This window comes from Gluconacetobacter asukensis (assembly GCF_014174375.1).
GTDB classification, from domain to species: Bacteria; Pseudomonadota; Alphaproteobacteria; order Acetobacterales; family Acetobacteraceae; genus Gluconacetobacter; species Gluconacetobacter asukensis.
The window spans coordinates 362288-374290 of the sequence record NZ_JABEQE010000002.1; the positions used below are offsets into that span (position 1 = coordinate 362288).

General features: G+C 65.9%; 12 protein-coding genes. 6 read left to right on the top strand and 6 right to left on the bottom strand.

Features of this window, described 5'->3' with window-relative positions; all coding sequences use genetic code 11:
- Positions 1-136: 136 nt before the first annotated feature.
- Entirely contained in the window at positions 137-2089 is a 1953-nt protein-coding gene (locus HLH35_RS04025; protein ID WP_246384812.1) for a putative bifunctional diguanylate cyclase/phosphodiesterase, read from the top strand.
- Positions 2090-2120: 31 nt separating this feature from the next.
- On the opposite strand, the gene HLH35_RS04030 is transcribed toward HLH35_RS04025, so the two are convergent.
- A complete protein-coding gene (locus tag HLH35_RS04030; protein WP_182977885.1) occupies positions 2121-3032 on the bottom strand; it encodes a helix-turn-helix domain-containing protein in 912 nt (303 codons plus the stop codon).
- 195 nt (positions 3033-3227) lie between these two features.
- Between HLH35_RS04030 and HLH35_RS04035 the strand changes: the two genes are divergently transcribed.
- Complete coding sequence (locus tag HLH35_RS04035) at positions 3228-4130, top strand: DMT family transporter (protein ID WP_182977886.1); 903 nt, start codon at positions 3228-3230, stop codon at positions 4128-4130.
- 92 nt (positions 4131-4222) lie between these two features.
- Here the strand turns inward: HLH35_RS04035 and HLH35_RS04040 are convergent, their stop codons facing one another.
- The 5 genes from HLH35_RS04040 to HLH35_RS04060 all read right to left on the bottom strand — a co-directional run bounded on the left by HLH35_RS04040 (position 4223) and on the right by HLH35_RS04060 (position 9475).
- Positions 4223-4822, bottom strand: a complete 600-nt coding sequence (locus tag HLH35_RS04040; protein WP_246384813.1) for an IMPACT family protein — start codon at positions 4820-4822, stop codon at positions 4223-4225.
- Positions 4819-6222: a DNA repair protein RadA gene (gene radA / locus HLH35_RS04045; RefSeq protein ID WP_182966240.1), complete on the bottom strand. Its 1404-nt coding sequence runs from the start codon at positions 6220-6222 to the stop codon at positions 4819-4821. The genes HLH35_RS04040 and radA overlap by 4 nt, the downstream gene beginning before the upstream one ends.
- A gap of 154 nt (positions 6223-6376) precedes the next feature.
- Complete coding sequence (locus HLH35_RS04050) at positions 6377-7168, bottom strand: ABC transporter ATP-binding protein (protein ID WP_182977887.1); 792 nt, start codon at positions 7166-7168, stop codon at positions 6377-6379.
- On the bottom strand, positions 7165-7950 hold the full coding sequence (locus tag HLH35_RS04055; RefSeq protein WP_182966236.1) for an MlaE family lipid ABC transporter permease subunit: 786 nt from the start codon (positions 7948-7950) through the stop codon (positions 7165-7167). Before HLH35_RS04055 ends, HLH35_RS04050 begins: the two co-directional genes overlap by 4 nt.
- Positions 7951-8224: 274 nt before the next feature.
- Entirely contained in the window at positions 8225-9475 is a 1251-nt protein-coding gene (locus HLH35_RS04060; RefSeq protein WP_182977888.1) for a multidrug effflux MFS transporter, read from the bottom strand.
- 198 nt (positions 9476-9673) lie between these two features.
- Here HLH35_RS04060 and HLH35_RS04065 point away from each other — a divergent pair, with 198 nt between their 5' ends.
- The 4 genes from HLH35_RS04065 to HLH35_RS04080 all read left to right on the top strand — a co-directional run bounded on the left by HLH35_RS04065 (position 9674) and on the right by HLH35_RS04080 (position 11992).
- Positions 9674-9916, top strand: coding sequence for a DUF3297 family protein (locus tag HLH35_RS04065; protein WP_182977889.1), 243 nt, complete (start codon positions 9674-9676; stop codon positions 9914-9916).
- Between the two features lie 101 nt (positions 9917-10017).
- Complete coding sequence (locus HLH35_RS04070; protein WP_182977890.1) at positions 10018-11274, top strand: NAD(P)/FAD-dependent oxidoreductase; 1257 nt, start codon at positions 10018-10020, stop codon at positions 11272-11274.
- Positions 11275-11291: 17 nt separating this feature from the next.
- Entirely contained in the window at positions 11292-11675 is a 384-nt protein-coding gene (locus HLH35_RS04075; protein WP_275944210.1) for an HI0074 family nucleotidyltransferase substrate-binding subunit, read from the top strand.
- Positions 11672-11992, top strand: coding sequence for a nucleotidyltransferase family protein (locus tag HLH35_RS04080; protein ID WP_338029286.1), 321 nt, complete (start codon positions 11672-11674; stop codon positions 11990-11992). Before HLH35_RS04075 ends, HLH35_RS04080 begins: the two co-directional genes overlap by 4 nt.
- The last annotated feature ends 11 nt before the right edge of the window (positions 11993-12003 follow it).

The following is a 12003-nucleotide window of genomic DNA, read 5'->3' on the forward strand; positions in this document are numbered from 1 at the left end:
TTCGATTGCCGCGACACGGTGCGGAAGGCATTGGGGCATGCACGTACGATTTGGGTTTTGTAATTGTTTCTCGACAGAGATCTGAATCGGGTGACTGGCCGTGATGTTGCGGTCCCCGCTCTGGGGATATGCGCCCATGTCTGAGCATTTCGTCTGCCTTCTGGACCCGGCGGAGCGCGTCACGGGCTGGACGCGGGACGCCGAGCGGCTGACCGGCCACGCGGCCGACGATGTCATCGGCAGCCCCTTTGCCGATCTGTTCCTCGTCACCCCTCGCGCTCCGGCCCCCGACGCGCATGCGCCTGGCGGCCATGCGGGGCTGTTCATCCGCCAGGATGGCCTGCATCTATGTGTGCGTGTCCGCCGCCATGCCCTGTCCGGCACGGCGGCAGAGTCCGATGTGCCGGTGACGGTCGCGATCTCGCAGGACGATCCGGGCGCTGTGGCCCAGGCGGAGTCGGACCTGCCGGCGACACTGGACGCGCTGCCGGATGGCGTCGCGCTGTTCGATGCCAGTCAATGCCTGTCATATTACAATGCACGCTTCGGTGCGCTGGCCGGTCTGGCGGAGGATATCCTGGAGCCGGGCGGGCCCGCCCGAACGATCCTGGCCGCGCTCTGCCGTGCGGAATGGAACATGGCAGAAGCGGCGCGGCCCGTCGTGCCCGAAGGCTGGTCGACCGAAATCCTGCGGCTGGGCCGCACATTGGCCCTGTCCTGGATCGGGCTGCTGGACGGGCGGTTCCTGTTGCTGTGCCGGGACGTCACCGATCTCCGGCGGCTGGAAAATCGCGCGCGCTTCCTGGAACAGCATGACGACCTGACGGGCCTGGCCAATCTCCAAGGGCTGCGCCTGCAACTGGGCGCGCTGTGCGAACGGGCATCCGAACCGTTTGCGATGCTCTATTTCGACCTGTTCGGCTTCAAGCGCGTCAATGATTCGATGGGCCACGCGGCGGGCGACGAATTGCTGCGGATCGCCGCGTTGCGGGTCCGGCGCACGGTGGGGGTCGGTGATATCGCCGCCCATATTCGAGGCAACAAATTCGCGCTGATCTTTCGTTCGGAACAGGGCGACCAGGCGATCCGCCGGTTTGCCCGGATGCTGCGCAGTGTCCTCTCCCGCCCCATGTCGGTCCTCAAGCATGAGGTGACGGTGGGGGTCGCGATCGGGGTCGTGCGTTTCCCGACCGATGGCGACGACCGCGACACGCTGATGGCAAAGGCCGATGTCGCGCTCCATTGCGCCAAGGGCGGCAGCGATGACGGGATCTGTTTCTACGATCCGGAACTCGACACGCTGCGCCAGCGGCGCATGGACCTGGAACGCGACCTGCACCACGCGCTGGCGAGAGAAGAATTCGTATTATTCTACCAGCCGTTCCTCAATGTCAGCAGCGGGCGCATCGTCGGGGTCGAAGCCCTGATCCGCTGGCGGCATCCGCAACAGGGTCTCATCCCCCCCAACGATTTCATCCCGGTGGCCGAGCGGATGGGCCTGATGCACGAAATCGGCGCCTGGACGCTGGAGACGGCATGCCGGCAGGCGATGAACTGGCCGGACAATATCATGGTCTCGATCAACGTATCGGCGGCGCAGTTCCGTCATGACGGCCTGGTCGACAATGTGGAGACGGCGCTGCAACGCACGGGCTGCCCGCCATCGCGCCTTGAGCTCGAAATCACCGAAACCGCGATGATCGACGACGTACCACGGGCCGCCTGCGTTCTGAATCGCCTGCGCGAGCAGGGGATACAGATCGCGCTGGATGATTTCGGAACCGGCTATTCGTCGCTCAGCTTCCTGCACAGCCTGCCCTTCACGCGGATCAAGATCGACCGCAGTTTCGTCAACGACCTGCATAAGGGCGACAGCGACGGCGCGGCGATCGTCCGGGCGATTACCAGTCTGTGCGGAAGCCTGAATGTCGTCGCCACGGCCGAGGGCGTCGAGACGCAGGAACAGTTCGATTACCTCAAGGGGGTCAATTGTTCCGAAATCCAGGGCTACCTGATCAGCCGGCCCTGCCCGGCGGACGAGATCGGGCCGTTTCTCGAAAAGATCAACCAGCCCAATCGGTCGCACTGACTGCGCGTCTTTCCAACGCGCTCCAGCACGATCACCTTGGGGCGTCCTCGGCGGGTTCCGGCCGCAGGCCGCAATGGCGCAGGTAATCGCTGGGCGTCAGCCCGGTCAGGGCGCGGAAACGGGCCGTCAGGTGGCTGTGGCTGCTAAATCCGCATAATTCGGCGATCTGCGCCAGCGGTGCGCCTTGGCGCAACAGGTGTTGGGCGCGTTCGATACGCAGGCGCGTCAGGAAATGATGCGGCGTTTCGCCATGCGTCTGGCGGAAGGCCCGCGCGAAGTGAAAGCTGCTGAGTCCTGCCGCGTCCGCCAGATCGTCTAGGCAGAGCGGCTGGTCCATCCGCGCATCGATCAGGGCCCGGACCCGGCGGGACGCCGCCTGCGACAGCCCGCCCCGGTGCGGCATGTCCGGCCTGCGGTCGGTCATGTGCGCCAGCAGATAGGTCATCAGGTCCGTCCCGGCCTGTGTGACCGCCACCCTGTCCGCAGGCTGGGTCCAATGGCGTGACAGGATCGTCGCACGCACCCGTGCCTCGATCCTGGCATCGCGGAAATAGGCGTCGTCACGCAGCGTGACGCGGGCGGGGTCCATGCCGAACAGCTCGACCGTCGCGCGATCGAAGGCCCGCGGGGCGATATAGAGATGGAACATCCGGATCGGCCCGGATACATCCCAGTCGCTGGTCGAGCGCGCGGGCATCAGGCACAGGTCGCCCGCGCCGTTGCTGCATTTCCAGCTATTGCCCAGACGTTTCCGAAACCCTTCGCCATGTTCCAGATACAGGCTCAACGTATGGTGGTTGGGCGTGTCGTACCGGGTCTGGGCGACCTCGTCGCGATCCCAGACCGCGACGGCCAATCCCTGGCCGACATGGGCCGCCGAACGCAGGATCGCGCCGGTCGCATGCAGGGTGCGGACAATCGTCAGGTCGGCCAGGGCGGTCATGATGGATGGGGCAGGCAGGGCTGGTGGCGGAAGGTGAGCGGATCGGACGGTCGGAGCCGCCTTCCCTGACAATAGACCGCGATCGGCGCCCGCGCGCTATGCCGGGATGCAGGAAAGCGCAGGATTCTGACAGTCGCCCCACGCGGCGATGATGGCGGCCCGATAGAATGCCCTTTTTTAGGGAGAGGGAACCGCATGCTGGGCCTGCTGTTTTTATGTGTCGTGCTGATCTGGGGCACGACCTGGTTCGCCATCCACGTGCAGGTCGGCGTTACCGTCCCGGGGACGGCGATCTTCTGGCGGTTCCTCATCGCTTCGGCGGCGATGGGCGCGTGGCTCTTCCTGTCCGGCCGGCTGCGCCCGGTCGCATGGCGGACGCATCTGTGGCTGGCCCCGATGGGGGCATGCATGTTCTCATGCAATTTCCTGGCGATCTACGCGTCCGAGACGTATCTGGCCAGCGGCACCGTTTCGGTGATCTTCAGTGTGGCAACCCTGTTCAACACCTTGAACCAGTGGCTGTTCTTCCGCCTGCGTCCCAGCGCCCGCAGCCTTGCCGGCGGCTGTATCGCCATCGGCGGTGTCGCATGCCTGACCGGGCTGGGCAGCGTGGGCGGCATTTCGCAAACCGGCGCGGCCCTGGCGCTGACGGGGACCTTCCTGTTCTCCTGCGGCAATATCCTGTCGCGCCGTGTGGCGATGGCGGGGGTGGACCTGCCCAACGCGGTCTTTCGCGGCATGCTCTGGGGTTGCGTGGTTCTGGGGCTTTCCCAGGTCATTCGCGGGGAATCGCTGGCCGGCTCGACCGACCCGGCCTGGATCGCGGCCCTGCTCTATCTCGCCCTGCCCGGATCGGTCGTCGCCTTCCTGGCCTATCTGCATCTGGTCCACCGCATCGGCGCCGATCGCGCGGCCTATACTACCATCCTGTCCCCGGTCGTGGCCCTGCTGATCTCGATCCTGTTCGAGGGCACGCAGTGGACATCGGGCATGACGCTGGGGGTTGGGCTGGTCCTGCTGGGCAATCTCGTGACCTTTGCCCGGATGGACCCGGAGAACTTTCGTTCTTTTTTGCAAAAAAGAACCAAAAAACTCTGATTCGTTCAGCAGTTTTGTGCCGGGGACACGCGATGGCCCAAAACGATTAAAAGTCTTTTTGCTTCTTTTTCGGAAGACAAAAGAAGAGACCTTCACTCCACCGCCCGAGGAACCGACTGCCCCCGCGTCAGGTCGGCAATCCGGGCGATTGCAGTGTCCATTTCCCCTTCGGGCACCGCAATCACCAGCCTGGCGCCCTCCGCGTCGAACGCCTCTTCCTCCACCACCGCATCCAGCGATGGCAGGCGCGCCTGCAAAAGTGCCAGATCGCTGAAGCCGCAATGAAAGACCAGGCGTGTGCGCCGCACGATCGGCACGCGCGGCGCCAGGCGCAGGCATTCCGCCGCCGTGCCGCCATAGGCGCGGACCAGCCCGCCCGCACCCAGCTTGATGCCGCCGAACCAGCGCGTAACCACCACGATGGTATTGTCGAAACCCTGCCCGTCGATCACCTGCAGGATCGGCCGGCCGGCCGTGCCGCCGGGCTCGCCATCATCGTCGCTGCGATAATCCTGCCCGATGCGATAGGCCCAGCAATTATGGGTGGCATCCAGGTCCGACACGGCGCGGACAAAGGCCAGGGCTTCGGCCGGTGTCGTGACCGGCGCGGCCTGCGCCAGGAACAGGCTCTTGCGCACGTCCCGTTCCAGGCGGGCAGGTTCGGCCAGCATCACCAGGCCGTCGGCGCTCATGCCTCCTCGCCGTCCGTGCCGCCAAACAGGGCCACCAGATCGCCCAGATGGCCGATTTCATTCAGGTGCAGCCCTTCGGGCGCGACCAGCCGCGTATTGCCGCGCGCGATGCGCCGGGGCAGGAAAGCGGCATCGAATCCCAGCTTCTGGGCCTCCTTCAGCCGCGCATCGACCTGCGCCACCTGCCGGATTTCGCCCGACAGCCCGATCTCGCCGAAATAGACGGCGCCGGCATGGGTCGGCTTGCCGGTGGCGGCCGAAACCAGCGCCGCCGCCACCGCCAGGTCGGCGGCCGGCTCCAGCACGCGCAAGCCGCCCGCGATGTTCAGATGCACGTCCATGCCGTGCAGCTTCAGCCCGCACCGCGCTTCCAGCACCGCCAGCAGCATGTTCAGGCGCGACGTATCCCAACCCACCACCGCGCGGCGCGGCGCGGAATCGCCCGATTTGGGCGACAGCAGGGCCTGCACCTCCAGCAGAACCGGCCGCGTGCCCTCGATCCCCGCAAACACCGCCGATCCCGCGATATTCCCCCGCCGTTCGGCCAGGAACAGCGCGGAAGGGTTCGGCACCTCGACCAGTCCCTGGTCGGTCATGGCGAAGACGCCGATTTCGTCCGTCGCGCCGAACCGGTTCTTGGCGGCGCGCAGAATGCGGAACTGGTGGCCCCGATCGCCCTCGAAATACATCACCGCGTCGACCATGTGCTCCAGCACGCGCGGGCCGGCCAGGGCGCCTTCCTTGGTCACATGCCCGACCAGAATCAGGCTGAATCCCCGCTGCTTGGCCAGACGGATCAGCTCGAACGCGGTGGCGCGCACCTGGCTGACCGTGCCGGGCGCGCTCTCGACCGATTCCAGCCACATGGTCTGGATCGAATCGATGACGACCAGCGCCACGTCGGGTTCGCTCTCCAGCGTGCCGGCAATGTCGGTCACGTTGATCGCGGCGGCAATCTCCAGCCCCGGCGCATCCAGCCCCAGCCGGCGCGCGCGCAGGCGGATCTGGTCCACCGCCTCTTCGCCCGAAATATATTTCACCCGCCGACCGGCGGCCGCCAGCGCACAAGCCGCCTGCAACAGCAGGGTCGATTTGCCGATTCCCGGATCACCGCCCACCAGCACGACGGAGGCCGGCACCAGCCCCCCGCCCAGCACGCGGTCCAGCTCGGCCATCCGCGTGCCGATGCGCGGCGGCGGCTCGGCAGTGCCGGCCAGGCTGACGAACGCCACCTTGGCCCCACGGGCGCGACGCGGCGCGGCGCCCCCGGTGGCGGCAGGCTCCACTGCCTCCTCGACGATGCTGTTCCACGCGCCGCAGCTTTCACACCGCCCGGCCCATTTGGGAAAGACGGCGCCGCAGGACTGGCAGACATAATGGGCGGAAGGACGGCGGGCCACGGTGACTCCGGAAGGAAGGGAAGTCGGTTCTTTTTTACAAAAAAAAGAACCAAAAAACTCTGATTCGTTCAGCAGCCTTGTGCTGGGGACATGCGATGCCCCTGAACGGATAAAAGTCTTTTTGTTTCTTTTTCTTCAGAAAAAGAAGAACTCTTCACCGCCGCAGCTCCATACTGATCGGCCCCTCACGCCGCCCATGGGTAAACTGGTCCACCATGGGGTTGCCGCTGTTCAGCAGCGACGCCGCCGGCCCCTGCCAGATCAGCTTGCCCTTGTAGAGCATGGCCGCCTGGTCGCCGATGCGCTGGGCGGATGCCATGTCGTGCGTGATCGCGATCGCGGTCGATCCCAGCTTGCGCACGCAGTCGACGATCAGCCCGTCAATCACAGCACCCATGATCGGGTCCAGCCCGGTGGTCGGCTCGTCGAAGAACAGGATGTCGGGCTGGCCGGCAATGGCCCGGGCCAGGCCTACGCGCTTCTGCATGCCGCCCGAGAGTTCGGCCGGCGACAGCGCGCCGACCGACGGGTCCAGCCCCACCTGTTCCAGCACCCGGCCGGCCGTAGCGCGGGCTTCGGCGCGGCTGGGGCGCCTGCCATGCCGCCGGCCGGCCGCCAGCAGGCCGAAGGCGACATTCTCCCAGACGCTGAGGCTGTCGAACAGGGCCCCGTTCTGGAACAGCATGCCGATCGTCTCGATCACTTCCTCGCGCCGCCGGGGCGGCAGCGTCAGCACGTTCACGCCGTCGATCTCGATCGTGCCGGCATCGGCCGGGATCAGGCCCAGGATGCAGCGCAGCAGGACCGACTTGCCGCTGCCCGACCCGCCGATGATCACCATCGAGGTCCCGGGCATGACGTCGAGGTCGATCCCGTCGAGAACAACTTTGGGCCCGAATGCCTTGCACAGGCCGCGAATGCGGATCTTGGGCGTGGATTGGGTCATTGCGAGAAGAACACGTCGGTCAGGAGGTAATCGGACGCCAGCAGCAGGATCGACGCCGCCACGACGGCGGCGGTGGTGGCCGACCCAACGCCCTGCGCGCCGCCACGGCTGGTATAGCCATGATAGCAGCCCATCAGCGTGATCAGGAAGCCGAACACCGCCGCCTTGGCCAGCCCCACGGTGACATCGATCGTCTTCACCGCCGCGAATGTCGCGGCAATATAGGCCGGCGCCGAGAAATCGAGCTTGACGACCGATACGATGAAACCGCCCATCACACCCAGCATGTCCGCCACCAGGACCAGGCAGGGCAGGGCGATCGTGCCGGCCAGCAGCCGGGGCGTGACCAGATATTTCATCGGGTTGGTCGACAGGGTCGTCAGGGCATCGATCTGGTCGGTCACGCGCATGGTGCCGATTTCGGCGGCCATCGCCGCCCCCACCCGTCCGGCCACCATCAGCCCGGCCATCACCGGCCCCAGTTCACGGGTAACGGCCAGCACGACGATGCCGGCGATCGCGCCTTGGGCATGATACTGGGCGAAGCCGGTATAGGATTGCAGGGCAATCACCCCGCCCGAGAACAGCGCCGTCAGCGCCACCACGGGCAGCGAGAAGAAGCCGATCTCGATCAGCGCGCCAAAGAAGATCCGCCAGTAGAAGGGCGGCCGGACCAGATGCGACAGGGCCGTCAGGCCGAACAGGGTCAGGGCGCCGGCGGTCCGGACCAGGTTCAAGGCGGCACGCCCCAGCGCCGCGATGAAATCGAGCACGGCGTTCACGCGTGGGGCAACCGGCCGGCCGACCGGACAACATGGGCGGATCGATCCATCATGTCTTCTGCCGTAGCGCGGCATGGCCGGCGCGTCAAAGGAAGGGCAAAGCAGGCACTGCCAAAAAAAACGGCGCACCGAAGCGCGCCGCCGTAGTTTAGGGAGGAAACGTCCATGAAGCGCGTACCAGTACTGCTTCGACTCTATCTCATGATCGTGAGGACGGCCCGAGTCAAGGAAATTGTGCGATGCAATATATTGCCCCCCGCTTCAAACGCGCCGGTCACTCCGCGGCGGCGGCATGCCGCCGGTGCCACAGCATGCAGGCCAGCATGCCGGCAATGCCACCCGTCATCGTGGCGGCCACCGGCACGGCGCTGCTCAGCGGCAGATAGCCCAACAGTACGCCGCTCAGCGATCCGATGGTGAATTGCAGGGTGCCCAGCAGCGCCGAGGCGCTGCCGGCATGGTGCCCATGCCGGGTAAAGGCCAGCACCGTGGCATTCGGGTTGACGAAGCCCAGCGAGCCGGTGATCAGCCCGATCATGGCGCAGACCAGAAACGGGTGGCGCGGTCCGGCAAGGCCGGCAATGGACAGGATCAGGAACAGCCCCGCCGACAGCGTGATCGCCACCACACCCCGCTGCATCAGCACATGCGGCGCGATCCGGTGGACCAGCCGGCCGTTGATCTGGGCGCCGGCGATGAACAGCGCGGCATTCATGCCGAAGAACAGGCCGAATTGCTGCGGGGTGAAGGCCAGGATCTGTTCGAACAGGATCGGCGCGCTGGCCAGGTAGGCGAACATCACAAAGGCCGAGAACCCCAGCAGCAGCGCCGCCGAGAGGAACATCGGCTCCCGCGCGATGCCCACATAGCGCCACAGCACCGTGGTCACCGACAGCGCGATGCGCCGCTCGCGCGGCAATGTGTCCGGCAGGGTCCAGGCAATGGCCACCACGCCCAGCACGCCATAGAGCGTCGCGAACCAGAAGATCCAGCGCCAGTGGCCGACCGACAGCACCAGGCTGCCCAGGCTGGGCGCCAGGATCGGCATCAGGCCGAACACCAGGGTCAGCTGGGCCATGATCCGCGCACCCTGGGCGCCGGTCGCGATATCGCGCACGATCGCGCGCGGCACCACGACGCCGGCCGATCCGCCCAGCGCCGCCAGAAAGCGCCAGATGCAGAACATGTGATAATCCGCCGACAGCGCGCAGCCGGCCGAGGCGATGCTGAACAGGGTCAGTCCGCCCAGCAGCGGCACGCGCCGCCCCAGCCGGTCCGACAGCGGCCCCTGCGAGAACTGCCCGATCGCCAGCCCCGCGAACCAGGCCGCCAGCGTGATCTGCGCCGATCCGGGGCCGCCGCCCAGTTCGCTGTCCACCGCCGGAAAGGCCGGCAGGTACATGTCGGTCGCCAGCGGCCCGATCGCCGTCACCAGTCCCAGCAGGATCACCAGCCACGCGGGCAGCGAACCGACGGGAATGCGATGGCGATAGGCAAGGGCGGAGGAGGAACTGGAAAACGACATGGGGAATGCGCAGTGAACCCGAATGGCAAGGGGACCGTATGTCACGGTTTCCGCGCCGCATGTCCATTGCATTCGGCACACGTGACGCCGCGCAGAGACATGGCAGACACGCGCCGGCGGTTGGATTGGCGGCCGCGACCCGCTATGTCACCTCCGCTGTCTCAGCGCCTGTAAACCACTCCGCATAAGGTCCCTCCGATGAGTGATACGCCCCCCGATCGCCTGTCCGCCAATGCCGAAAGCCCGTTCCACGATGCAGCCCTGCTGGAGCGCGGGATCGGCGTGCGCTTCAAGGGGGTCGAGAAAACGAATGTCGAGGAATATTGCATCAGCGAGGGCTGGGTGCGGCTGGCCGTCGGCCGGACGACGGACCGGCGCGGCAACCCGATGACGATCAAGCTCCAGGGCCCGGTCGAAGTCTGGTTCAAGGACAAGGAATGATCCTGCCGGCCGTCCGGCTGACCTCCGAAATTCGCCTACGCACTTCGCAGGCAAGAGACTAGGATCGCCCTCCGTACGGATACCAGCGTAAGGAGACATCCATGGCCCCGACCCAGACGGATATTCCGGACAGCGACCGCTTCACCGTCGTCATCGTCGGCGGCGGGGCGGCGGGCCTGACCGTCGCCGCGCGCCTGCGCCGTGCGCGGCCCAACCTGTCGATCGCGGTCATCGACCCCGCCACCACCCATGCCTACCAGCCCGGATGGACATTGGTGGGGGCCGGCGTCATGGCCCTCAAGGACACGCTGCGGCAGGAAGGCGGGCTGATCCCCAAGGGGGTACGCTGGCTGCGGGCGGCCGTCGCCTCTTTCACCCCGGAAGAGAATATCGTCACCCTGACCGACGGCCGGCATATCTTCTATCGCCGCCTGGTGGTCTGTCCCGGCCTGCAACTGGATTGGGGCAAGATCGACGGCCTGGTCGACACGCTGGGCCGCAACGGCGTGTGCAGCAATTATTCGCGCGACACGGTCGAATATACCTGGGCCTGCATCCAGTCGCTCAAGGGCGGGACTGCGCTGTTCACCCAGCCTCCCATGCCCATCAAATGCGCCGGCGCACCGCAGAAGATCGCCTATCTGGCCTCCGACCACTGGCGGCGCGAGGGCGTGCTGAGCCGCATGAAGGTGGAATTCGATGTGGCGGGCGATGCGCTGTTCGGCGTGAAATATTTCGTGCCGTCGCTGCAGGATGCCATCGACTATTACGGCATCGACCTGCATCTCAAGCATAATCTGGTGGCGGTCGACGGGCCGAAGCGCGTGGCGACCTTCGCCGTCACCGCACCCGACGGCAGCAGCAGCATGGTCACGCGCAGCTTCGACATGCTGCATGTCACCCCGCCGCAGAGCGCGCCGGATTTCATCAAGTCCAGCCCGCTCGTCAACGCCGCCGGCTGGCTGGATGTCGATGCCACGACCCTGCGCCATGCGCGTTTCGACACCGTATTCGGCCTGGGCGACGTCATCGGCACCAGCAACGCCAAGACGGCTGCCGCCGCCCGCGCCCAGGCGCCGGTGGTGGTCGAGAACCTGCTGGCCTCGCTCGACGGCCGCCCGCTGGCGGGGGCGTATGATGGCTATGGCGCCTGCCCGCTGACCGTATCCTACGGGCGGGTGGTGCTGGCGGAATTCCTCTATGGCGGCGTGCCGGCCCCCAGCTTCCATTACGACCAGCGCAAGCCCAGCCGCTTCGCCTGGTTCCTCAAGACGAAACTGTTTCCGCAGCTTTACTGGAACATGATGCTGACCGGCCGCGACGTGCAACTGCCGCACAAGTCGGTCAAGGACGCCTGATACTGTATCTGTTCCCTCTGGAACGCGCGCTCGCTCGCCTGAACGAAGGCTGGGTGCGGCATGTCGCGCATCCTGATGACGAACAGTTGCGGGACGGCCTGATCCAGCGTTTCGCATTCACCTATGAATTGAGCCATAAGGCATTGAAGCGGTTCCTGGAAGAAAACGCGGCCTCGCCCGAGGAATATGACCGGATGGGTTTTCCGGACCTGGTCCGTTCCGCCAACGAGGCAGGCCTCCTCAGGAGTTCCTGGGCGGAATGGAGCGTGTTCCGCAAGATGCGGAACCTGACCAGCCACACTTACAACGAGGCATCTGCAAAGCAGGTCGTGGCGATCATTCCAACCTTCAGCGAGGAGGCGGGGTTCCTTCTGGCCCTGCTGAAGGACCGCGTGCCGTGACGGTGGAACCCGTCATGTCGTCGGTCGAGCGGGCCGTGGTCATGCGGATATTGGACGAGATCGTGCCCGAACGGGAGGTGCGGGCTTTCGGGTCGCGCGTGACCGGAAAGGCCAAGCCCTATTCCGATCTCGATCTGGCGGTCATGGGCGACGAACCGTTGCCCCTGGCGACGCGCGCCCGGCTGGAGGAGGCGTTTACCGACTCGATCCTGCCTTGGAAGGTCGATGTGCTGGACTGGGCATCGACCGACGAAGGCTTCCGGGGAATCGTAGAAAGGGAATGTGTGGTCTTGAAGGAGAAGAATCCCAAGCCGTAGGGCGGTCTCCC